This is a genomic window from Bacillus nitroreducens (assembly GCF_964021195.1).
This window is the reverse complement of sequence record NZ_CAXHYI020000003.1, coordinates 706283-729442: the sequence shown is the minus strand read 5'-3', so window position 1 is coordinate 729442 and position 23160 is coordinate 706283. Positions and strand designations below refer to the sequence as shown.

General features: G+C 35.1%; 28 protein-coding genes. 18 read left to right on the top strand and 10 right to left on the bottom strand.

Going from position 1 to position 23160, the window contains the following annotated elements; translation table 11 throughout:
• Position 1: 1 nt before the first annotated feature.
• From ACWPVE_RS07255 to ACWPVE_RS07235, 5 genes are read left to right on the top strand one after another with little or no spacing between them, the layout of a single operon-like run.
• On the top strand, positions 2-418 hold the full coding sequence (locus ACWPVE_RS07255; protein WP_453992096.1) for a DUF1617 family protein: 417 nt from the start codon (positions 2-4) through the stop codon (positions 416-418).
• On the top strand, positions 418-633 hold the full coding sequence (locus tag ACWPVE_RS07250; RefSeq protein ID WP_453992094.1) for a hypothetical protein: 216 nt from the start codon (positions 418-420) through the stop codon (positions 631-633). The genes ACWPVE_RS07255 and ACWPVE_RS07250 overlap by 1 nt, the downstream gene beginning before the upstream one ends.
• Positions 634-673: 40 nt before the next feature.
• Positions 674-958, top strand: coding sequence for a hypothetical protein (locus ACWPVE_RS07245; RefSeq protein ID WP_453992093.1), 285 nt, complete (start codon positions 674-676; stop codon positions 956-958).
• A 1-nt stretch (position 959) separates the two neighbouring features.
• Positions 960-1190, top strand: coding sequence for a holin (locus tag ACWPVE_RS07240; protein ID WP_453992091.1), 231 nt, complete (start codon positions 960-962; stop codon positions 1188-1190).
• 14 nt (positions 1191-1204) lie between these two features.
• Positions 1205-2194, top strand: coding sequence for a peptidoglycan-binding protein (locus tag ACWPVE_RS07235; RefSeq protein WP_453992089.1), 990 nt, complete (start codon positions 1205-1207; stop codon positions 2192-2194).
• Between the two features lie 37 nt (positions 2195-2231).
• Here ACWPVE_RS07235 and ACWPVE_RS07230 read toward each other — a convergent pair whose 3' ends face one another.
• Complete coding sequence (locus tag ACWPVE_RS07230) at positions 2232-2432, bottom strand: helix-turn-helix domain-containing protein (protein WP_453992087.1); 201 nt, start codon at positions 2430-2432, stop codon at positions 2232-2234.
• A 153-nt stretch (positions 2433-2585) separates the two neighbouring features.
• Here ACWPVE_RS07230 and ACWPVE_RS07225 point away from each other — a divergent pair, with 153 nt between their 5' ends.
• Entirely contained in the window at positions 2586-2795 is a 210-nt protein-coding gene (locus tag ACWPVE_RS07225) for a hypothetical protein (RefSeq protein WP_453992085.1), read from the top strand.
• A gap of 236 nt (positions 2796-3031) precedes the next feature.
• On the opposite strand, the gene ACWPVE_RS07220 is transcribed toward ACWPVE_RS07225, so the two are convergent.
• The gene (locus ACWPVE_RS07220) at positions 3032-3280 is read right to left on the bottom strand and encodes a DUF3006 domain-containing protein (RefSeq protein ID WP_453992083.1); all 249 of its coding nucleotides are present in this window, start codon (positions 3278-3280) and stop codon (positions 3032-3034) included.
• Complete coding sequence (locus ACWPVE_RS07215; protein WP_453992081.1) at positions 3270-5393, bottom strand: cell wall-binding repeat-containing protein; 2124 nt, start codon at positions 5391-5393, stop codon at positions 3270-3272. The genes ACWPVE_RS07220 and ACWPVE_RS07215 overlap by 11 nt, the downstream gene beginning before the upstream one ends.
• Positions 5394-5599: 206 nt before the next feature.
• Between ACWPVE_RS07215 and ACWPVE_RS07210 the strand changes: the two genes are divergently transcribed.
• A complete protein-coding gene (locus ACWPVE_RS07210) occupies positions 5600-5824 on the top strand; it encodes a hypothetical protein (protein ID WP_453992079.1) in 225 nt (74 codons plus the stop codon).
• Between the two features lie 28 nt (positions 5825-5852).
• Here ACWPVE_RS07210 and ACWPVE_RS07205 read toward each other — a convergent pair whose 3' ends face one another.
• The 3 genes from ACWPVE_RS07205 to ACWPVE_RS07195 all read right to left on the bottom strand — a co-directional run bounded on the left by ACWPVE_RS07205 (position 5853) and on the right by ACWPVE_RS07195 (position 7779).
• Positions 5853-6866, bottom strand: a complete 1014-nt coding sequence (locus tag ACWPVE_RS07205) for a type II TA system antitoxin MqsA family protein (RefSeq protein ID WP_453992077.1) — start codon at positions 6864-6866, stop codon at positions 5853-5855.
• A 55-nt stretch (positions 6867-6921) separates the two neighbouring features.
• Positions 6922-7272, bottom strand: coding sequence for a hypothetical protein (locus tag ACWPVE_RS07200; protein WP_453992075.1), 351 nt, complete (start codon positions 7270-7272; stop codon positions 6922-6924).
• Between the two features lie 240 nt (positions 7273-7512).
• Positions 7513-7779 carry a hypothetical protein gene (locus ACWPVE_RS07195; protein WP_453992073.1) on the bottom strand — a complete coding sequence of 89 codons (267 nt, stop codon included), beginning with the start codon at positions 7777-7779 and terminating at the stop codon, positions 7513-7515.
• 83 nt (positions 7780-7862) lie between these two features.
• Between ACWPVE_RS07195 and ACWPVE_RS07190 the strand changes: the two genes are divergently transcribed.
• Complete coding sequence (locus ACWPVE_RS07190) at positions 7863-8168, top strand: DUF4359 domain-containing protein (protein WP_453992071.1); 306 nt, start codon at positions 7863-7865, stop codon at positions 8166-8168.
• Between the two features lie 706 nt (positions 8169-8874).
• Here ACWPVE_RS07190 and ACWPVE_RS07185 read toward each other — a convergent pair.
• Positions 8875-9585 (bottom strand): GntR family transcriptional regulator, encoded by a 711-nt coding sequence (locus ACWPVE_RS07185; RefSeq protein WP_453992069.1) that lies wholly within the window; start codon positions 9583-9585, stop codon positions 8875-8877.
• A 259-nt stretch (positions 9586-9844) separates the two neighbouring features.
• Here ACWPVE_RS07185 and bglA point away from each other — a divergent pair, with 259 nt between their 5' ends.
• The 7 genes from bglA (at position 9845) to ACWPVE_RS07150 (ending at position 17598) form a co-directional block, all read left to right on the top strand.
• Complete coding sequence (bglA, locus tag ACWPVE_RS07180) at positions 9845-11284, top strand: 6-phospho-beta-glucosidase BglA (protein ID WP_453992067.1); 1440 nt, start codon at positions 9845-9847, stop codon at positions 11282-11284.
• A gap of 577 nt (positions 11285-11861) precedes the next feature.
• Positions 11862-12884, top strand: a complete 1023-nt coding sequence (locus ACWPVE_RS07175) for an NAD(P)/FAD-dependent oxidoreductase (protein WP_453992065.1) — start codon at positions 11862-11864, stop codon at positions 12882-12884.
• A 32-nt stretch (positions 12885-12916) separates the two neighbouring features.
• Entirely contained in the window at positions 12917-13957 is a 1041-nt protein-coding gene (locus tag ACWPVE_RS07170) for an iron-siderophore ABC transporter substrate-binding protein (protein WP_453992063.1), read from the top strand.
• Position 13958: 1 nt separating this feature from the next.
• Positions 13959-14993 (top strand): FecCD family ABC transporter permease, encoded by a 1035-nt coding sequence (locus tag ACWPVE_RS07165; protein ID WP_453992061.1) that lies wholly within the window; start codon positions 13959-13961, stop codon positions 14991-14993.
• Positions 14990-16021, top strand: a complete 1032-nt coding sequence (locus ACWPVE_RS07160; RefSeq protein ID WP_453992059.1) for a FecCD family ABC transporter permease — start codon at positions 14990-14992, stop codon at positions 16019-16021. The genes ACWPVE_RS07165 and ACWPVE_RS07160 overlap by 4 nt, the downstream gene beginning before the upstream one ends.
• Positions 16021-16836, top strand: a complete 816-nt coding sequence (locus ACWPVE_RS07155) for an ABC transporter ATP-binding protein (protein WP_453992057.1) — start codon at positions 16021-16023, stop codon at positions 16834-16836. Before ACWPVE_RS07160 ends, ACWPVE_RS07155 begins: the two co-directional genes overlap by 1 nt.
• 240 nt (positions 16837-17076) lie before the next feature.
• On the top strand, positions 17077-17598 hold the full coding sequence (locus ACWPVE_RS07150; RefSeq protein WP_453992055.1) for a DinB family protein: 522 nt from the start codon (positions 17077-17079) through the stop codon (positions 17596-17598).
• Between the two features lie 122 nt (positions 17599-17720).
• Here the strand turns inward: ACWPVE_RS07150 and ACWPVE_RS07145 are convergent, their stop codons facing one another.
• Both ACWPVE_RS07145 and ACWPVE_RS07140 read right to left on the bottom strand, forming a co-directional pair.
• The gene (locus ACWPVE_RS07145) at positions 17721-18446 is read right to left on the bottom strand and encodes an HAD family hydrolase (RefSeq protein WP_453992053.1); all 726 of its coding nucleotides are present in this window, start codon (positions 18444-18446) and stop codon (positions 17721-17723) included.
• A 181-nt stretch (positions 18447-18627) separates the two neighbouring features.
• The gene (locus tag ACWPVE_RS07140) at positions 18628-19482 is read right to left on the bottom strand and encodes a malate synthase (protein ID WP_453992051.1); all 855 of its coding nucleotides are present in this window, start codon (positions 19480-19482) and stop codon (positions 18628-18630) included.
• Between the two features lie 517 nt (positions 19483-19999).
• On the opposite strand from ACWPVE_RS07140, the gene ACWPVE_RS07135 reads away from it, so the two are divergent.
• From ACWPVE_RS07135 to ACWPVE_RS07125, 3 genes are all read left to right on the top strand, one after another.
• A complete protein-coding gene (locus ACWPVE_RS07135; RefSeq protein ID WP_453992049.1) occupies positions 20000-20680 on the top strand; it encodes a metal-dependent hydrolase in 681 nt (226 codons plus the stop codon).
• Between the two features lie 343 nt (positions 20681-21023).
• Positions 21024-21620, top strand: a complete 597-nt coding sequence (locus ACWPVE_RS07130; protein ID WP_453992047.1) for a 50S ribosomal protein L25 — start codon at positions 21024-21026, stop codon at positions 21618-21620.
• Between the two features lie 386 nt (positions 21621-22006).
• The gene (locus tag ACWPVE_RS07125; protein ID WP_453992045.1) at positions 22007-22795 is read left to right on the top strand and encodes a serine/threonine protein kinase; all 789 of its coding nucleotides are present in this window, start codon (positions 22007-22009) and stop codon (positions 22793-22795) included.
• A gap of 60 nt (positions 22796-22855) precedes the next feature.
• Here the strand turns inward: ACWPVE_RS07125 and ACWPVE_RS07120 are convergent, their stop codons facing one another.
• Positions 22856-23032, bottom strand: a complete 177-nt coding sequence (locus ACWPVE_RS07120; RefSeq protein WP_453992043.1) for a hypothetical protein — start codon at positions 23030-23032, stop codon at positions 22856-22858.
• Between the last annotated feature and the right edge of the window lie 128 nt (positions 23033-23160).

Sequence of the window (23160 nt, the reverse complement as noted above, 5' to 3'; positions counted from 1 at the left end):
TATGCAAGTGAAAATTGAAAATCGTAAACTAGGGCAGGCAATTGACCTGCTTTTTAATTTGTCTTTAAAAGGGAAACAATCACGTCACCGTACAAAATTTATTAAAACATTATCTGATCGTTTGAATGAGGTTGCAGAACAGGAAAAAGAACTTCTAAAAGAACATTGTCATCTTGATGAAGATGGAGAGCCTAAAACAATTAATGATGGTAAGAATTGGGACGTTAAAGATGTTGATGCATTTGTAAAAGATTGTAATGAATTGTATGAAGAAGAACTTGTCATTGATGGTGGAGACAACCATGGAATGCTTAAGACCGTTAAAGAAGTGCTATTGAATTGTGATGTAGAATTTAGCGGTCAAGACGCCAGTATCTATGATTATCTTTGTGATCAGTTCGAAGGAGGTGAAGAATAATGCAGATTAATATTACTTCGGTTGCTATGAGGTATGGAGCAGAAGAAGAATTGGACAGTGTGCAAGTTTTCTTCAATGGCAATGATGAAAACCACGAGATTAATATAAATGGCTATGTACCATTAACTGCCGAAAAATACACAGGTAATGAGTCTATCCCAGCTTTAACTGAAATTGTTAAAGAAACAGTGGCTAATAGGTTATTAGAGTCCTAGAAATAGGGCTCTTTTTAATACTAGGAAAGCAGGTGAACCAATGACAATAGAATTTACGGTACTAATCGGGTTCCTGTCCCTTATTATTAGTTACCAAGCTTATCAGTTGAACAAAACAAAACAAGTAAAATCAGATGGACAGGAAAGCGCAGAATTGAAAGCTGAGTTGGGGTATATCCGAAAAGGTGTTGATGACATTCGAATTGATTCTAGAGCTAATGAAAAGGCATTGAATCACCTGGGAGAACGTGTCACAAGAGTAGAAGAGAGTTCTAAGCAAGCTCATAAACGGATAGATAAAATCGAACAATCAGGAGATGAATAATATGTTTGAATTAGCACTGGTAATAGCGGTAGTTATAGCTTTAACCGAATTAGTGAAACGATTGGAAATTATCCCAGTTAAATACTTACCTGCACTATCCTTAGTTTTAGGATTGGTGGCAGGTATTTTTTATGTGGCTGCTTCCACAATTCAAGACAAAATCATGTTTGGGTTGATGATAGGATTGTCAGCTGCAGGTTTATTTGACCAAACAAAGATAATCAAAAAATAAAAGAGGTGTAAATAATGTCATATTCATTCGAAAGGCTTCCACAATTAGAGGATAAACGTGGAAAACTACCTAGCAAAGGAAGTTATAAAAGACGTAGTACTAGTTTGAAAGATTGTGATCGTGCTTGGCATCACAGTTTAACTAAAAAACACTTAGCTGGTTCTGTAGCTGAAGCTTTTGCACGTTATCATGTTTCGCTTGGATGGCCAGGAGTAGGGTATCACTTAATTATTGAGCCTAAGAATATTGTAAATACTCCAAAAGGGCCAAGAGCAAAAATTGTCTATGCAAATGATGTTACATTATCCACTTATCATGTGGGTAATTCAAATGGACGAGCTGTAGGGATTTGCGTAGCTGGCGATTACCGCACTGATCAACTAGATGATGCTACGAAGGCAAGTATCGATGAATTACAAGAAGCTTTAATTAAAGATGGTATTGGAAAAGAAGATAAATCACATAACGATTTCCCTGGGTACAGCTGGAAAGCTTGTTGTGTATATAATTACAAAGAAGCGTTCAAATTCTTGGATAACAAACAACCAACAACTTTACCGAACTCCTATAAGATCCAAGAGGGCGATACTTTCTGGGGAATTGCAAATAACCTAGATTGTGTAACTGTTGAAGACTTGATTGCAGCTAATCCTGGTGTTGAGCCTACTAGATTAAAAGTTGGACAAATCATCAATTTAGGTAAAGCTAAGAATGCTTATACTCCAAAACCAGAAACACCAAAGAAGCCTCAAGAACATTATCGTTTTCCTGTGCCACAAGTAAACTTAGTACGTGGTAGCAAAGGGACGGCTGTAAAACAATTACAACGTGCACTCAATGCGATTTACTTCCGACCAGGTGCAATTGATGGTAGTTACGGACCAGCTACAGAGGATGCGGTAAGACGATTTCAAATGGTATATCTTCCGTATGATGTGGATGGGAAGTTCGGACCACAAACACGCAAAAAGTTACAAGCTGTGCTTAAGTCGAAAGGATATTAATGTCATGGCCACCTATTTTTGTCGATAGGTGGCATTTTTATTCAGCTTTTATCTTTGTAACTGGCACCTCATAAAAATCTGCAAATTTATTAAGTAACTCTTCATTCGGGATTCTTTCGTTATTTTCATATCTACTTAAGGTATTTTTGCTAATTCCAATTACTTCAGCAACTTTTGATTGTGTTACATTTTTTTGGAACCTTAACAATCTAAGATTGTAGCCTATTGATGGTTTCATAATAATATAACCTCTCAAAAAGTATTTATTGAAATTATATATCTAAAGGGATCTTTTATATATTAAGACAATAATAATTCACACTTTTGTCACATAATAACAAAGGGATAGATCTCTCCATATTGAATCTCTATAAGGGGAGTTGAATGTATTATGGAAAGAAGAGAATTAACAGCTAATAAAGTTATTTCTTCTAAGGTCCATTTGCAGGTAATTGAAGTAGATGGTGTGTATGATGTAACTATTTTTCCTGATGATATAGATTTAAACTATGTTCGGATCAAACAATCAGGTAAAAAGGAAGAAGTAATGGTAGAAGCTTTAAAGCAGTTTGAAGAAATAAACTGCGTAAGGATTTCATAAAAATAGCCCTGTCTCTTCGGAGAAGGGGGTTTTATTTTGAAACATATATTTGAAATGTGACGAAAATAACTGAAGATTCTTTTATATGAATGTATAATCATGATGAGGGTTGCGAAGAAATTGGAAAGGAATATTCCAATTGGCCGCAAAGACCACCTATTTGTGTAGAAGCAGATAGGTGGTTTTAATTTATATGATTATAAAAGAGCCCTCCATGATTGCAAGGGCTCTAATTATTACTTTTTGTTTTTTAGTTTATTTAATAAATCTTCAGCCGTTCTACGTAATCTTATAGTTTCCTCTTGTAAAATTTCTACAAAAGCAACTGAACCATCATCATTTAGTTCTAAGTTGATGATATCTCCTTCTTGTAGTTCACTCGGTAAATTCTTCTTAGCAATTTCAATTTGTACTTCTTCATTTTGTCGTAACAATAAAACAGCAAGATTTCCCTCGAAACGATCAACTGTGTATTTATTTAGCAAGTGTATCAATCTTCTTTCCTTGTGGGTCATATAAGGTTGCTGTATCTCCTGAATTATTCCAAATATAGCCAGTAGTCCAAAGTAATTGTGAAGGAGGGTTATTTACAGCACCTCGACCTGAGACTATTTTTACTGTAGCACCTTTTTTAAGAACATATCCAGAAGGGAATTTGAAAGTTTGATTTCCTACAACACTAACAAGTTTCCAACCATCCATTTTAATATCTTTAGTATCTATATTTTTTATTGTAACTATTTCTTTATCTAAATCTAGGCCAGTAATATCCAGCTTACCAGTTGTTGCTGGTTCTGAAGGTGGTGTAGGCTTAGGGTTAGTCGTATCGCCATTTCCATTACCTGTCCAAGGTTTAGCATTAATACTATATGTGGAGCCGTCAGTAGTTACAACAATATCTCCTGATTGATAAGTTGAGTATAGCTTAACTTTTTTATTTTTAAGTCTATTAACCACACTTGAGTCAGGATGACCATAAGAATTCTTGCCGTATGAAAGAATTGCTTCTTTTGGGTTAACCGCATTTAAAAATGCTTGTGACGTAGATGTATCTGATCCGTGGTGTCCTACTTTTAAGAATGTCGCTTGTAGATTACCCGAACGAGACAGCATTTTTTGCTCTGATTTAATTGTAGCGTCGCCTGTTAATAAGAAACTAACTTTATCATAAGTTACCTTTGCAACTACAGAGCCATCATTATTTTCATTATAACCATTACCATTATTTAAGATATTAAAACCTATTTCTTTATTCAATGTAAAATTACTGCCAACACTAGGTACTTCAAAAGGAATATTCTTACGGTCAATAATTTGTAAATACTCGAAATAAGTTTGCGAAGTATGAGTTAGACCAGAGTCTAATACTTTTCCTACTTTGAATGAATTCAACACATCTATTAAACCGCCAATATGGTCAGCATCAGGATGCGTTGCTATTAAATAATCAATTGATGTAATCCCGGCTTTTTTTAGATAAGATACAACCTTTTGACCTGCAGAACGGTTTCCACCGTCAACTAATAGGGTTTTACCTTGAGTTTGTACAAGAATACTGTCGCCTTGCCCAACATCAATGAAGTGAACGGTTAATTGTCCTGGCGTATCGTAACCTAGACCTTGTAAAGCAGCATCACTTATGGCTACTTTTCCACCCAATACAATGGTGTTCAGAGTCTTTCCAGCTAGATAAGACTTTGTAATGTCTTGAGAGCGAGTAGGATGAATTAATAAAACTTTTGCATTAAGTTTGTTGGCTAAACCTGAAGCTGCAACTGCATCTGGGTAGTCTTGTTTTGACTTATTAACTGATTCACCACGAACAAGAATAATGTTGTTAGAATTAATTTTTAAATTGGTTGCCGCTTTAACACTAGTTTCATAGCGGGTTTTCCCAGAAATACGATTAACTTTTATACCTTTTGATTTAAGTTGGTTTTCAATTCCAGCGGAAATTGCCGCTGTACCACCAAATATATCAACCTCTTTGATATTGGAAGGTAATTGAACCCTCATGGAATCTTTTGTTGCAAGATAAATAGGAATTTCATTAATTGCAGATGTTGCTGAAGCAGACAACGCATCGGCTACAGTTACTCCATTTGCAATAATTGCCTTTGGCTTTTTTGAAGTCCCTGCAACGTTATTAATTGCTTCGGCAGTTTTGAAGCGATCAGACCCTTTAACACGTTGAGTTTGATAACCTTTTGATTTTAAAAGATTTTCAACATTATTAGATATTGCACCAGTACCACCGAGTATGTAAATCTTTTTTGCGCCCAATCGTGATAGCTCTGACAAGATGGAATTATCTAGTTTGTTTGGATAAGTAAGTAGTATAGGTGCATCCTTAGTACCAGATAAACTTGCTGCGGCAAGAGCATCTGCTGGATCATCTGCACGAGCTAGTACTACTGACTTTTCAGTGGATTCTAATCCATTTGGCCAACCCGTTTTTGAAATTTGCAATGCAGTGTCTAAACGGGTGCTACCAGACAATCTTGTGTAATCATTAGATGCATTACTAGATGTTGGATTAGTGAAGACGGCGCTTAATGTAACCAATAAAGCAAATAAGACATAAGTAATTTTTTTCATGTTATCCCCCTAAAAGTAAATTAATTTCCAGTAACAATGATACCATACATTTGTACTAGTTTAACAAACTATAATTCTTCTCAATTGAACATTTTAGTGTCAATTATCCCATTAAAAAGGACACAATTTTTTCACGTATCTGTCACATGATAATAAAGGAATGCCGCTCTTTTTATGGAATTTTTCTATTGAGGGGGATGATAAAGATGATAACAAATACCGAAATTAAAGAATTAACCGCAATTCAGGAGCTTAAATCAATGGTCAACTTAACAGTTGTAGAAATGAAAAATGGTGAGTTTGATGTGTTTGTGTTGCCGATGCAAATGGGGCATGGAGGAGTAAGGTTAACTAAATCAGGTAATAAAGACGAAATTGTTGCTGAAGCATTGAAGCAATTTGAAGATAAAAATAATGTTAAACTAACATGAAAAATCCCTACTCTTTTTGAGTAGGGATTTAATCTAACTGTAAAGAATCAGCATAGTCATATGAGATAATTTCTCTATCCTCAGTATATTTCCATCCGTCTTCTTTATGTGAAAATTCACTTATAGCACCTGAACCAAATCTTTTGAATTCCTCTTTAACTTCTTCTAGGATACGAATTTCATCTTCATCAAAAAGTGAACTATTAAAATCAAGTTTTGAATTAATGTTTATTATTGTATACTCATTAATAAATTCGTAGTTAATATCGATAACATTATTTTTTTCAAGAGAAGATAATAATAAATCATGGTCTTTTGGCACAGGCCCATAAGGTAACTTTACATATGGTGTTCCGCTCATAGAAACTAGATTCCTTTTGAAATTGAGAAAGTCGGAATAAAAGAGTAGTTTCATCAGCTTTGTTTTTTGAACACCATGTTTTGTGAAATATAAAATCATATGGATTAATTTTTCTAATGAGAAATTATTATAGCCTGAATCTATAGTTTTCTCATGAAGTTTATAATTAATGTTTAAAGCTTCCACTAATCCTTGTTCTACAGTAATCTGGTCTAAATTCTTTAATTTTTCTTCAATTTTTCTTCTTTCTTTTTCCGTAAATCTATGGGCGTTCATTTTGTAATATTCATCAATTATATCGGGTTTATCTCTTAATTGTTTTAATACAGTCAAATGAGATGAATCAGGAATATATTTTCCAGACTCATACCTTACAATTGTTGATTTACTCCATCCGAGAATTTTCGCGAAAAGATCCATAGAAAGACCAAAGTTAGAGCGAATACTCTTAATTTCGTCTAAAGAAATACCAACTTTTTCTGAATACAGTTTCACAAGAGTACTCATCGTTTGTGAATCTAAGGTTTCATTGTAGATATCCTCTTTACAGACGGCGCATTGCATGACCTTTTCAGTAATTTCGAAGGTTTCACCTTTAAACGTATAGGTGGCGGGTCTTTCAATAATAATAGTTTCAACATCTATGTGACATGTATCACAAAACTTAATAATTGGTTTCACGATATTGTCCTCCATTGAATATTTCCCCCGTTATGTTAGAATTATTTAATACATTTTACCAATCTTTATGGAAAGATAAACATACACACCCTCTTGTAGAGTCAATCTTAATTTTAATGTAAGTTAATACACCGTTAACTTGCTTTTTAAAAATCCAAATGACTTTACCTTCACTTGGGCGATCTTCATCTACACAAGGACCATCATGATAATCTTTTAGTGTCAATTTAAGGACCTCATCCCAAGCCTGCTCAGGATTTGTTAAACCGATATCTAAAAGTGCCTCAATCCAACGGACTTTTCGACCTGATGGGTGATCGTATGTTCTCTTGATGAAATCTCTTTTGCCCCTGGAGATGAGTTGTTTAGCTTCACGAAGAAAGGCTTTTTTAGTAGTATTAGTCAAAAACATTCCTCCAAATGATGTTAGGTTAATCATCTCCGTGTATTAAGTATACCAAATTCGGTATCAATTGATACCAAAAAGTTTAAAATTTACACTTTTCGACAAAAAAACAGCTATTTTTACATAAGATTTATAACTTTAGGAAAGAATGAATTCAATAGAGGACTACATAGAAATTATATATGTTTTCACATTGAAATGGAAATTAATTTCCCTTTATTATTTCTTTAGAAATGCATCCTAAAACGGCAAATCATCCCTCGGAGGAACCCTTCTTATCTGCCTGGTCAATTCAGTTATATCCTTATTCCCCTCATATAGTACTTTCCTAATTTCAGTTTCCCTGTAACCAGTTTGCCTAACAATTTCTTGAATGTATTCATAGGCAATGATGGCTACTGCAAGATCTGGATTATCTATATACTCACGAGAATTTACGTTAAAAGGACCACCGCTCCTAGTATAATTTCCTTCGATGTTAAGAAATACGTCGATATTAACTTTCAAGTAATTCACCTCAAGCTTTTGTTGCAATATGTATTATTTATACACCTTATGGTAAAGATGATTCCTAAAAAGGGTTGGTAATAATGAAAAAAAGATACATATTCGCAATAATAATTGGTTTTATGTTACTTTTCACAACCACAACAAATCCATCATCAAAATACGATTACGTAAATTGGGTTAAAGAACAGATAAGTGAAGAAAACGGAATACTCTTAGGATGGCTCGGTGGAACAGTAGTTAATTCAGAAACTACCAAAAAGAATATGGTATTATTTACACTTTATGAAACAAAGATTGGTAAAGAAGATAATGAAAAACTAGTCGCCATTGGCATTTTAAACAATTTCATATGGATAAAAGGATTTCCAGAGGACTCACCTAAATAGTAGGTGAGTTTTCTATACATATTCGGTAATTCAGAAAGGGCTTGGTGGAAGATTCAAAGCGTGGGTCTAGGATACGTATTAATTGAGGTATCATCATTAATTTTAAATATACTAAAACAGATCGGAAATGCAGTTTAGAAAACGATGTGATTTTTTAGAAAATCACACAAAACTAACAAATGTTTCACCAGACAACGAAATAATTCAAAACATAATTATTCTATTACCTCATGTATCTATCAAAAAATCATTATTATGAAATGAGCAGAAAGACTACGAAACTGCTATAAAATATGGGCGGCATGATGTAATAAGCCGCTTCGTCCCTTGATATATAAGGGTTTTATGTAAGATGAGAGTGGAATGTTAACATTTTGCTAAAATTGAGGTTTTAATCGAGGCTTCTCATGAGTTGAGTAAACTTGTGGGGAGCTTCTTTTTTATTTCTATGTTAACGTGAATGTGTGCTCTTTTTCCCTAGCCGTTTCGTAACAGATCAACGAAGCTCTGAAATCTACCAAAAGTATGAAAAGACAACTAGTGTTTATAGGTCAGTCATAAGTCTGCCACACTTATAATGCAGCAAAGGACTGATCCTAATTTCCACCCGTTGTCTTTTTTCGTTTATTAAGTAAAGAAAGTTGTGTCTGTCTGTTAGTCCCCACACATATTTGTCAAATTAGGTAAATGTAATTTCATGAGAATTCTACAAAAGTTGACCATTCCCCTGCATATAAAACTGAGATTGTTTATAGTTATAGGAAATCTTTGAAAAGTCAAAAGGCAACCCATTTGTTAAATGAAAAATCGATTCAACATATAGCTTTGGTGCTCCTGTTTCAAGTTTTAAATACCTAGCTTCTTCTTCTGTTAACATTCCAGCTTGTAAGTAAATATCTGAAAATCCCACTTGTAAGCCTAATGCGTCCCGAATATAATCAAATATTGAATCTTTGACAATCTCGTTATTTAAGTAAGTAACAATTGATTTATTATAATAAGATTCTTCTAGACATAAGGTTTCTCCGTTTATATAACGAACTCGTTTAACATAATAAACATCATCATTTAGATCCATATTTAAATTGAATGCAACCTCGTCTGTGGGTTTTCTTACTTCTAATTCGATGACCTCGGAAGATAATTGAAAATCCTCAAGATCCTTTTTAAAACCTTGATTTGTAAAAAGAGTGATGTACCCTTTTCTTTTTTGCCTTCGAACAAAAATGCCGCTTCCTCTTAATTGAAATATAACTCCTTTTCTTTCCAATAAGTCCAATGACTTCGTTATAGTACTTTTGCTTACTTTGAACTGAGTCATTAACGATTCTAATACAGGCAATTTTTCACCTTGTTGGAGAGAGTGATCTTCAATATATTTTTCAATTTCCTTCGCAATTTGCTGATACTTTAGCATGTACATTCCTCTTTGTTTTTTATCAAAATTATAGCACTTAATAGTAAAAAAATCACAGACAGCTCGGACATTATGAATGTAATGTGATATTGTTAGGTTATTGATAAATTATACCGATACAATTATACTATAAATGCACAAAGTAATAACAAGTCATTTACCTATAATAGTGAAAGTGATCAAAATCTAGTGTACGAACATTCGTCATGTAGAAGGCTAAGAGAGAATATAAAATAACTTCCTTAAGGAGGACTCATAAATGGGAAAATTACCAAAAGATTTTTTATGGGGTGGCGCATTAGCAGCTCATCAATTTGAAGGTGGTTGGAATGCAGGGGGCAAAGGACCGAGTGTTGTTGATGTAATGACGGCAGGTGCTAACGGTGTGCCAAGACAAATAACAGATACGATTGAAGATGATAAATTTTACCCAAACCATGAGGCAATAGATTTCTATCATCGTTACAAGGAAGATATCGCTTTATTTGCCGAAATGGGGCTAAAATGTTTAAGAACTTCTATTGCATGGAGTAGAATTTTTCCTAAAGGTGATGAAGCGGAACCGAATGAAGCAGGATTACAATTTTACGATAATGTATTCGATGAATTATTGAAGTATGGAATCGAGCCTGTGATTACGTTGTCTCACTTTGAGATTCCGTTACATCTAGCAAAGGAATACGGCGGATTTAGAAACAGAAAACTTGTAGACTTCTTTGTCAAGTTTGCTGAAGTTTGCTTTACCCGTTACAAGGATAAAGTGAAATATTGGATGACGTTTAATGAAATCAATAACCAAATGGATGTTAGTAATCCAATCTTTTTATGGACAAACTCAGGTGTCGTGGTGAAAGAAGGCGAAAATGCTAGGGAAGTAATGTTTCAAACGGGTCACCATGAATTACTAGCAAGTGCTTTAGCGGTAGCAAAAGGAAAAGAAATAAATCCCAATTTCCAAATTGGAGGAATGGTTGCACATATTCCGATTTATCCATACTCTTCAAATCCCGAAGACGTTCTGTTAGCTGAAACTTCGATGAGAGAACGTTACTTCTTCTCAGATGTACATGTACGCGGGTATTATCCAAGTTATGCCCTTAAGGAATTTGAGAGAGAAGGATATAACATCAAGATGGAAGACGGAGACGAAGAAATTTTACGAAATGGAACGGTTGACTACTTGGCACTTAGTTATTATATGTCTAATACAGTTAAGTCAGGTGCAACAGAACAGAATTCTGAAAAAATCGTAAATGGAGCTGTTCCAAATAGTGTTAACAATCCTTACATCAAATCAAGTGATTGGGGTTGGGGGATTGATCCAACGGGACTCCGTTATACATTAAATCGTTTATATGATCGGTACCAAATCCCTTTATTTATCGTTGAGAATGGATTTGGTGCGGTGGATAAAGTGGAAGAGGATGGCTCGATCCATGATCCAGAAAGAATTGCCTATTTAAGAGGTCATATTGAGGCTGTAGAACAAGCAGTAAATGAAGATGGAGTAGAATTAATTGGTTATACACCTTGGGGGATTATTGATATTGTATCCTTTACAACAGGGGAAATGAAAAAGCGATATGGAATGATTTATGTGGACCGTGACAATGAAGGAAACGGTACGATGAAGCGTTCCAAGAAAGATTCATTCTACTGGTATAAAAAAGTCATCGAAACCAATGGAGAACAATTATAAGTAAGTTAACAATAGATAATCAACTTTAAGGATTAATAAGCAAGATTTTAAATTCTTACCCTACACAAAAAGGAAATGGAAGGCTTAGCTCAACATGTATTACAACCCGAGCACAACTGCTTAGGTACTCGATGTTGTAAAGTCAGTTACACAAAATAATTCAGCTTAAAAAGGCTGTTTCAATAAAAGGTCTAGTAAAACAAATAGAGACTTCTCAATTGTTATATAAACTTTTGGGAGGTCTTTTTTGTTTAGGAATGTTTTTTCACCTAATCATATTTCAATCTTCTACACATTCAAATCTCAGTGTTTGGACTGATATTACTAAATAGAAATCCTAAAGATGCAATTGACAACGAGAATCGTTTTCAATTATACTGTTGATTGAAAACGATTATCATTTACCTAATCCTTTAATGCTTGATACATGATCTAGATAAAACTTTGTTTTTAGGGAAGGTGAATGATAAGAAAAATAATAGTTTTTCAATATTGATTTTCATACATACATTGTGCACGATTGCCTAATTTTTTTCCTGACTATTACAAAAAACACTTGGTATTTAAGGAGGTTCATATGGAGTTATATGATGTAACGATCATCGGTGGAGGTCCTGCGGGCTTATATAGTGCTTTTTATAGTGGTTTACGGGATATGAAAACTAAAATTATTGAGGTTCAACCTGTCTTAGGTGGTAAAGTGAACATTTATCCAGAAAAGGTGATATGGGATGTTGGTGGACTTCCGCCAATGCAGGCCCAACAATTTATTCAAAACTTAATTAAGCAGGCGAATACCTTTTCACCAACGATATGTCTAAATACTAAAGTGGAACGAGTTAAGAAGCAGGGGGATATTTTCGTTATATTAACGAACCATGGGGAAGTTCATTATTCCAAAACCATTATTATTGCTGTAGGTGGAGGAATTTTAAATCCAGTTAAGCTTGAGCTGGAAGGCGCAGAAAAATATGAAATGGCAAACTTACATTATACAATTTTAGGACTAGAACGTTTTCGTAATAAAAAGGTTCTTGTATCAGGTGGCGGAAATGGGGCCATTGACTGGGCAATTGAACTTTTATCAGTGGCAAAAGAGGTCGTTGTTATTTACCGAAAGGAACAATTAACTGCCCACGAGTCTCAGGTGAAGAAACTAAAAGAGCACGGTGTGCAAATCATGCTTTGTGCAGAAATTCAGTCCTTATTATCAAATGAAAATAAATCAGCGATTGAACATGTTATCATTTCGCAAAATGGCAAGAAGCATCAAATACAGGTTGATGATGTACTAATCTGTCATGGCTATAATCGGGAAATTTCTTTAATCTTCGATGATGATATTCAACCAGTACGTAAAGACGATTATTACTTAGTGAGTCAAGGACAATGTAAGACTTCGGTTCCAGGAATTTTTGGTGCTGGGGATATTGTATCTTATGACGACAAAGTAAATTTATTGGTTGGTACCTTCCAAGATGCGGTGCTTGCAGTTAATAATGCATGTAGGTATATCAATCCAGAAGCTGAAAAGTATGCAATGGTATCTTCTCATAATGAAAAATTTGAAGAGAAAAATAAGGAAGTTCTAAAAAGATAAATCTAAAAAAATACTAGAAGGTAGGTTTCTATATGAAAAACAAAAAACTATTTTCATTATTGTTAACATTAACTATGGTTTCCGTTTTTGCCATAACTGGTTGCTCTAGTCAGACTTCAAAGAATGAGGAAACAAAAACAGCAAATTCAACTGAAACAGATTCAACATACCCAATTACAATTAAACATGCTCTAGGAGAGACAGTAATTGAAAGCAAACCAGAACGAGTTGTAACGATTCAATGGGGAAATCAAGATATTCCCTTAGCGCTTGGAGTTGTCCCAGAAGGTTTCTCAGCTGCAAACTATGGTGTTCAGGATGAGAGCGGAATGCTACCTTGGACTGCAGAGAAATTAAAAGAACTTGGTGAGGAAAATCCGACAATTTTTCAAGATACAGATGGACTAGATTTTGAAGCTATTTCAGATGCTAATCCAGATGTCATCCTTGCTGCATATTCAGGTATTACTCCAGAAGAATACGAAACATTGAGTGAAATCGCTCCAGTAGTAGCCTATCAAACTAGTCCTTGGGTAGCTTCATGGCGTGAACAAACCCTTTATAATGCAATAGGTATGGGGATGGAAGAAGAGGGTAAGCAACTTATTGCGGATACAGAAAAATTAATTGAAGAGAAATCATCTGCTCACCCAGAAATTAAGGGTAAAAAGGCAGCATTTGTAAGTATTAGTCCTGCTGATTTATCGAAGTTCTACATCTATTCACCAGAAGATCCACGTGGTGAATTCCTTACGGAGTTAGGAATGGCTTATCCTGAAAGTATTTCAAGTGAAGTGGCTGAGGGTAGTTTCTATATAGAGGTTAGTGCTGAAAATGCAGATATGCTTAACGATGCAGAAGTTATTGTGTCGTACGGTGATGAAAGTACGCTTGAGGCTCTTCAAACTGATCCGATTTTCGGAAAAATTCCAGCAATAGAGAGAGGTTCTGTTGTTATTATTGGAGATAACACTCCACTTGCAGCAGCGGGAACGCCTAACCCACTTGCTATTCAATACTCAATTGACGAGTATTTAACTTTACTATCTGAAGCTGTAGGTAAGTTGAACTAAGATGACATATAAATCTGTTACAGAAAATAAGCAGTTCCTTATACCTAAACATTTTTTTAAGGTATTGGCCCTTTTAATGTTCTTACTGGGTATTAGTTTATTGGCATCATTTGCTTTCGGGTCTAGAATCGTTGGGTGGAATGAACTAATGGATGGTTTATTCCATCCTGACGTACAATCCCATGGAGCAAATGTAGTACGCCAAAGAATCGCTAGAACTATATTTTGTGTGATGTGTGGTGCTGCATTAGGAGTATCTGGGGCTTTAATGCAATCGGTCACTCGTAATCCTATTGCGGACCCAAGCATATTGGGAGTGAACACAGGGGCAGCCCTTTTCGTTGTTTGTGGAATAGCTTTTTTTCATCTAAGTAGTGCTGGTCAATATATTTGGTTTGCATTAGCAGGAGCCATTATAACTGCGATAATTGTATTTGGAATTGGTTCGATAGGGAGCGGCGGTACCACTCCTCTAAAGCTCGTTTTAGCGGGAGCTGCAACAAGTGCTGCATTATCCTCTCTTGTTATGGCTATTATGATTCCTCGCTCTAACGTGATGGATCAATTTAGATTTTGGCAAGTTGGTAGTGTAGGAGCAGGAAACTGGGACTCTATATCGATTTTTATACCATTTTTAATTATAGGAATTTTAGTTGCTCTCTTCACGGCCCCCGCACTGAATGCATTAGCATTAGGAGATGAAGCTGCAACGGGATTGGGAGTACGAACAGGTACACTTAGATTAATTGCTGTTTTTGGAGGAGTCTTATTGTGTGGGGTAACCACAGCACTAGCGGGACCCATTGGTTTTATTGGGTTACTAGCTACTCATATAATACGACTTTTGATTGGTGCTGATTTACGATATGTTATCCCGATGTCAGCACTCTCGGGTGCCGTCATATTAACTATATCAGATGTATGTGGAAGACTTCTCGGGTCACCAGGTGAGCTTGAAGTTGGGGTAGTTACTGCATTTATTGGGGCACCTATATTAATCTTAATAACTATGAAAGCGAAAATGCGTGCGTTATGATAAATGAATCAATGAAACTTCTCATGGTAGGTAGATACAAAAGACGTCGGCGTTTTATCATTATGACTTCCATCCTTACAATCATTGCTATCGCACTTTGTTGCGCTATGCTTATGCTTGGAAACACGATCTATCCCGTTCAGGATGTTATACGTGTTCTACTAGGCGAAGAGGTTAAAGGTGCAACGTTTGCAGTCGGTACAATCCGTTTTCCAAGAATGATTGCAGGTGTATTTGCTGGATTTGCTTTCGGAGTTTCTGGTTATGTTTTCCAAACCATGTTACGTAATCCTTTGGCAAATCCCAACGTAATTGGAATAACAGCTGGTTCAAGTTCAGCTGCAGTATTTTGCATCATTATTCTTCAAGCAAGCAATACGGTTGTTTCGATTGCTTCCGTAATTGGTGGACTTGCGACTGTCTTAATCATATTTCTTTTATCAAGAGGATCATCTTTTTCAATTGGTCGCCTAATATTAGTAGGTATCGGTATTCAAGCTATGCTAAATGCTGTCATTTCCTACTTACTGATGATTGGTCAGGAACATGATATCCCAACCGCAATGAGGTGGCTCAGTGGAAGTCTAAATGGCGTAAAAATGGAAACTCTCTATCCTCTAATCATTACTGTTCTAATCTTTGCGCCTATCATCATCGCACTTGGGAATCGATTAGAACTATTAGAACTCGGGGAGCAAGCAGCCACTTCGTTAGGAGTCAATACGGATAAAACAAGGCTAATCCTTATCATTAGTTCTGTTCTTATCCTTGGGTTAGCTACTGCTTCAACAGGGCCAATTGCCTTTGTTGCATTCCTTTCTGGACCCATTGCGAAGAGGCTTGTTGGTGTTGGATTTTCAAATGTTATTCCAGCAGGTCTTGTAGGGATCATTTTAGTTTTAGCATCAGATTTGGTTGGACAATTTGCCTTCGTTGCTAGATATCCTGTCGGGGTAATTACAGGGATTCTAGGTGCGCCATACTTGATCTACTTGCTATTTCGAATGAACCGAAAGGGAGATTTATAATGAAATCGACTCATACTTTTCAAGCTGAAGGAATTACGGCTGGATACGATAATAGAACCATCCTACATGATGTGTATATGAATATTCCAAGTAATAAGATAAGTATTTTAATTGGAGCGAACGGTTGTGGCAAATCAACTCTCCTTAAAACGATGGCAAGATTAATTAAGCCTACCTCTGGGAGAGTTACATTAGATGGAAAGCCTATTCATAAGATACCACCAAAACAGTTGGCTCGAGTGTTAGGGCTTTTGCCACAAACACCAATTGTCCCTGAAGGAATTACGGTTGCAGATTTAGTAGCGCGGGGCAGATTTCCGCACCAAACCCTTCTAAAAGGTTGGACAACAAAGGATTATGAAGCCGTTGCTGAAGCCATGGAGATAATGAAAATTACGGAATTCGCGGATCGAAATATTGATGAACTATCAGGCGGGCAAAGACAACGGGTATGGATTGCAATGGCTCTGGCGCAACAAACTGATATTTTGTTTCTAGATGAACCGACCACATATTTAGATATCACTTATCAAGTGGAAATTCTCGACCTTTTGACAGATCTCAACCGAAAACATGGAACTACGATCGTTATGGTTCTTCATGATATTAACCTATCAGCACGTTATGCAGACTATATCTTTGCTCTTTATAACGGAAAGCTTGTTGCAGAAGGGGAGCCATCTAAGGTTATCACTAGTGAATTGATTGAAGACATTTTTGGCCTCCAGTGCAAGGTTATAAGAGACCCTGTATCGGATTCTCCATTTATGGTTCCAATTGGTCGATATCATAATGTAAAAATGTACTCATATTAAAGATTATCAGCTCACTATAAAAAGAAGCTTCTCATTAGTCACTAGACTTTTGAGGAGCTTTTTCCTATTGTTAAAAGGAAATGGTTTCTGCTAATTTCGATCATCATAGGGATGAGCCCGTAATATAATAAGAGATAGAATTGGGGGCTTAATATATGGAGGAAAGAGCCCCCGTTGAATTTAATATGGTACTAAATCATATCATTTATCGCGGTCCGTTCTGTGGAAAGGAGTAAAAACATGAATTTTAATATGAAGGAAGCAATTGAGGTTCTAGAATCTACACCACAAACTTTGGATTATTTTTTATCTGGTTTATCGAATGGGTGGCTGCAGTGTAATGAAGGAGAAGGAACTTGGAATGTCACTGAAGTCATTGACCACCTTATTGAAGGAGAGAAAAATAATTGGATTCCACGATTAGAGTTCATTCTTCAGGAAGGTGAAAGCCAGCCATTTCCTGCTTTTAATCGGTACTCACATATGGGGAAAAAACAAGCAGAGTCATTTAAACATAAGCTAATTGAATTTAAAGAAATTAGAAAGCAAAATATAATGAAGCTGAAGTCGCTTATAGAATCTGAAGAGGATTTTGAATTAACGGGGAGCCATCCAGAGTTTGGTACCGTGAAACTAAGAGAGTTACTATCGACGTGGGTGGTTCATGATTTAACGCACATTTCACAAATCGTACGGGTAATGGCGAAGAGATATCTAGTAGACGTTGGACCATGGAAAGAGTATTTAGGTATATTAAAATAATAAAAAAGTAGATAGTGATTAATTCTCAAAAAATGAAAGTAGTCAAAAAACGTGATTTATAAATATGCCTGATGACTACTTTCCTTTTTTCGTTTATTTCCAATTAAATTTAATGACGAGTGTTACTTACTAGTAACTGAATCTTTTTCGCTATTTTTAAATAGATCCAGTAACTCCTTTGCGTGATAAACGATATGATCTGGCTTAACATCACCTGTAGGTAGTTGTCTGTTTCGATGATTCATCCATATGGCGTGCCAGCCTGCTTGTTTTGCCCCTACAATATCATTAGCAAAAGAATCGCCAATATAAACTGTTTTTTCTTTATCTAATTGAAGTTTGTCTTCAAGAATATGAAAGGCTTCACGTGTGGGTTTCGAGTAGCCAATAGATTCGGATATAAAAAGATGCTCTTCAGGAATCCATCTAGTTAAGTTCAGTTGCTTAATCTTCATGGATTGATGACCTTCAGAACCATTTGTAAGAATGGCAAGTTGTTTGTTTTGCTGATATAGTAAATCAAGTAACTCTACGACTTCATCAAATAAGGTAATTTTTTGTTGTTCCTCAACATAGGCTTCTTGAAATTCTAGAGCCTTTTTTCTAGTGATCGCAATATTAAGCTCATCACATGCATCTGTAATTCTGCGGATGTGCATCTCTTCTACTGATAATTCACCTGCAACACTTTTATCAAAAAGGGCATCACTATGCTTTCTACTCACCTTGTAAAAGTTTTCTAATTCTACCTCTGTAAAAGGTATATCAAAGATTCGTTTGCATGTATTTTTAAAAGATAATGCCTGATCATATAAAGTGTCATCAACATCGAAAATAATGGTATTCATTCTATCACCCTCCGTACCTATCATACCTATAAAACGTAAAAGCGTACAGATTCAATAATTGTCCAACTTTTCCCTGTTATGCAATTATAAGTGCTATTAAAAGGGATATGTAGGCAAAAAGAAAAGAATCAGCCCATACTACTTAAGTGTGGGGACTGATTCTTTAATATGCTCATGAAAATTAGATACGCATTAATGCACCATTCGGTTCGGGTAATTCTTCTTTCACAATTCGATTTAGCTTACAATAATAGTCGAAAAAACCCTCTGCTAATTTTCGTTCCTGTGGATCCTGTTTTAGGGAAACAATATCACGTAAAATTTGAGCCATCCAACTATTATTAAAATAACGGAATTTACCTGTGTTCCAACTCATAAGGTGAGGAGATTTTTCATTTACGTAATATTTCCAGAAAAGTAGTTCATTTGCTTCCTGTTCTGTTAGTTTTAATCTGTATTTTGAATGGGCTGGTATGTATCCATCCTCACAAAGTTTACCAATAAAATCTTCGTTCACCATATACAGACCTAAGATACGTCTATCTTTTTCAGGAATACTTGCTTCTCTTGAAGTTAAAAGACAAACACTATTTTTGTAAATGCGGGTAGGTTTTTTAGGCTTTCCTTTATTAGTTCCACTTTTGATAATACCAGTAAACGTCTTCCACTCCGTAAAAATACTACTCAACTCTTCCGTTTCACACCAATAAACCATTTGTGATTCAGGATGAAGTTTATGATTCTTCATAAGTTTTTCGTGCTCTAAGCGAAGCTCATGTTCTTTACGTCGTAGTCTTTTTTCTTCTTCCTTTTCCTGTTTTATTCTCTCACGTTCAGATTCCCTTTTTTCTATTACCTTTTCAAGTGAATGAGCAGCATTTTTATCATGTAACGTTAGGTGTTTTACAAATGCATCGGGAAAAACAAACTTTTTATTTTCAGTTGCGAAATTGATTTCAATAATTGAATCGTTATGCTTCACAATACTTCCTTCACCGAAATGTTTGTGTGTTACTTCTTTATTGACTAGATTCATTCTTTTATCCTCCCTGTCATAGTAAAAAAACTTGGTTCACTCATCTTGAGTTATTTATTCATTAGTACAACTAATTTGCGACTCAAGATACGTCCTTTTAATGGTTGAAGCCAAAGTTTCCAAGGTACCGATTCTTCTAACTAGTTGGTGCCTTCTACAGGTGATCTACAATGCAAATTCTCATCACATCTTTCCTTTTTATTCGAGTTCGATTTATAAAAAACGCACCCAAATTCTCCTTTAAAAAGAAGTACATAAGAATTTGAAATACGATTAAACAAATATTGTAAAATAATTGTAACATCTTTCCTAAAAAAAAGCAAAAAACGTATTGACAGGTTAAATTTCTGTGATGTAAAATAAAAGATTATTTTGTTGTCGATATAAAAATCTTCTTCTATATTCGCTTGAAAGATATGAAGAAATAATACCTAGAACAGGTATTGTATTAGTCAACAAAACCAGTAGAATACGCGAGGAACTCTATTAAAAAGAAGAACAACAAAGAGGTGGCAACTTGAAAGGGAGAACTCACTTAACAATCGGATTAGGAATAGGGGCAGTGGCGTCTGTTAACCAGTCACTTGAAATGATTCCTGTCATTTTAGCAGCATCGGGAGTGGCTTCTCTTGCTCCTGATTTGGATGGAAATAATCTGTTAAACAAACGTGTAACGAAAACTGCAAAATTAATAAAGAAGAGTGGAGTGTTTGTTGGTGGCTTATTAATGGCTTTATCATTACTAACATTCTTTTTGGATTTACATTTCTTGTCTAACTTAGATGAGAAATGGTTTAGTCAACAAAATTTACTTCTCTTTTTTGGATGGGGAACGGTTATTTTGGGTCTTTCTATGAAGAGCCAGGAAACGGTGAAAAATATTTTAATGAGTGTATTAAGTTTATTTCTTCTGTACTATGCCGCAACAAATGAGCTGTGGTGGTTGGTTATGTTTGCGTTGTACATTGGGATAGCTGGTTGGTTTGCACATCGAGGAACAACACATACCATTTGGGCATTGATTTATTGGTGGTATATGTCACATCTATTAGAAGTCAGTAATAACGTAGAAGGCTTGGCTCTTATTTCCACAATAGCGTATCTATCACATATAGTAGGTGATATGCTAACGAAAAAAGGTGTCAAATTTCTATATCCATTGACCAACAAAGTATTTCGACTTCCTATTATAAAATAATGGCTTGAGTTGGTGTAGATATATGAGGAGGATCTATACTGGATTACGCACTATAGGGTGTTGAAGGTGCACAAATAAAGCTGAAGACGCAAAAACGAGATGAGAAGCAAATCATAGCCCAAAAAAATAAGAAATAGAGGCCGTACCAGATAGTAATGTATGTTAATGAAGCTTTCTACAAGGTAATGAACCTAGGAGAGCTTCTTTTTTTGCTTTTAAAATAAAGCACGGAGTTTGAAAAAAATTTCGAATTATGTAAACTTGTATATATAGGTAGTTTCATAATCTAAACCTATAAAATAATAGTTTACTAGTTACATAAAATGAGAAAGGTGGAAAAATAGTGAGTACATTAGTTGCGAAAGAAAGGAAAGAATTTAAAAGATCAAGTTTGAAACAAATAAGAAATGCTGGGGAAATTCCTGCAGTTGTTTACGGAAGTAAGATTAAAACAAAGTCAATTGTTGTTAAACATTCAGATTTAAAAAGAACATTAAAGAATGTTGGTCGAAATGGGATTATCGAATTAAGTCTCGATGGTGATACAAACAATGTAATTTTAAGAGATTACCAAAGTAATCCTGTAACCAAAGATGTTCTACATGTCGATTTTCTTCAAGTAGAAAAAGACACAGAAATTGATACAAAAATTAGTGTTATTTTAAAAGGAACGTCTAATGGTGAGAAAGCTGGAGGTACTGTCAAACAGTTTATTCACGAGCTAGATATTAAAGCAAAAGCAAGCGATATCCCTGATTTTATTGAAATTGATGTTACAGAGTTTGAAATCGGACATACTGTACGAGTAGAAGATATCAAGAAAGAATATAGTAACTGTACAATTAACCACGAAGATGATGAAACAATTGTGCTGATCGACTATGTGAAAGCTCAATCAGAAGAAGAGGATGAGAGTGAAGTTGAAGTTTCGGGTGTCTAATATCCTAGGAATCTAACCTGGTAAGTTGAAAAATAGGACGAAAAGACAGACCCAAAACAGTGAGGCATCACCTTTGCATAAGTGAATGACCGTTTTATAGTGTAAACAAAACGATTCACGATAGCAATACTTTTTTTTAGAAAAAACAACATTTTATCATTGTCTATAGTGAAGGCATGTTTTCGTTCCTTTGCTATAGACTTTTTTATTATCATTGTTTAATCTGTTTAGTAAAAGTAAATTCTACTTTTACGGGTGAATGATTGAAAAAGACCCTTTTATAAAAGTTGTTGTTTTAAGATATAGCAAAAATCAACGGCATAAAAAACAAAGTAACCAAAGGAATTTTGTAAAGCGATTTACCTTTAAAGAAAAAGGAGTAAGACATGATAAAACCAATTCGAAAAATCCATCAGTTTCTTATCGATAAGCCAATAAGTGAAGGGGAAATGCTAAATCAACGCTACCAGGTGTTAGACATGATTGGAGCTGGAAGCTATGGAATGGTATATCTATGTCATGATTTAAACGATCAAGTAAATAAAGTCCTCAAGCAATTAAGGCCAAGTAAGCGCAAGAGTAAGAAAGAGATTAAGCTCTTTCATGATGAAGTTTCAATCTTAAGCAATTTGAATCACCATCATATGCCTAAGCTCCATGAGGTCTTTTCCGATCAGGGTCATTATTTTTATGTGATGGACTATATAGATGGGGTAAACTTAGAGGATGAAATTTTTCGAAATAAGAAAACTTTTAATGAGAGAGAGTCTTTACAATTCGTAGCTCAAATCATCAAATTGGTTGAATATCTTCACAAACGAAATATTTTCCATCTTGATTTACGAATACCCAATATATTAGTAAAAAACAATGAGCCATATTTAATTGATTTTGGCTTAGCACAACAAATAGCCTCTTCTGCAAAACTTGAAGGACAAAATAGGGAAGAGATGAAACTTCAAGACTATTATGATTTAGGGGATATTCTTTTATACTTACTCTATACAACGTATTCCTCTAAAACAAAAAAAGCTCTTCCTTGGACAGAAGAACTTTTTTTACGAAAAGAAACAGTCTTACTTTTGGAAAAGCTATTAAAAATAGATGAACCATATACGTCTATTGACGAGATTCTTCATGACCTTCATTTAGCTATACAAGCTTTTAGGGAATAGTACTTGACTGGAATTAGCTACTACTTCCCCAACTTCTTCGTTTATAACGTTTACTACCGCTCATAGGATTATATTTATGTCTCCTGCTGCTACTTCCGCGGAAGTAACCGAATCTCTTACTACTACTTCCACCATAGTAACGATGTCTTTTTTTACTACTACTACCTCCATAATAACGGTTTCTCTTTTTAGTGCTACTCCCGCCGTAGTACCACTGCCTTCTACTACTGCTTCCACGTGCGATATTTCTTAGTTGCCTTTTTATTTTGTCAAACATGTTATCGCCTCTTTTCACATTTTAAAATGTTATTTTTAGTATTCTAACATACATCAATTTTTAACGGTTAATTTACGATTTCTACGTG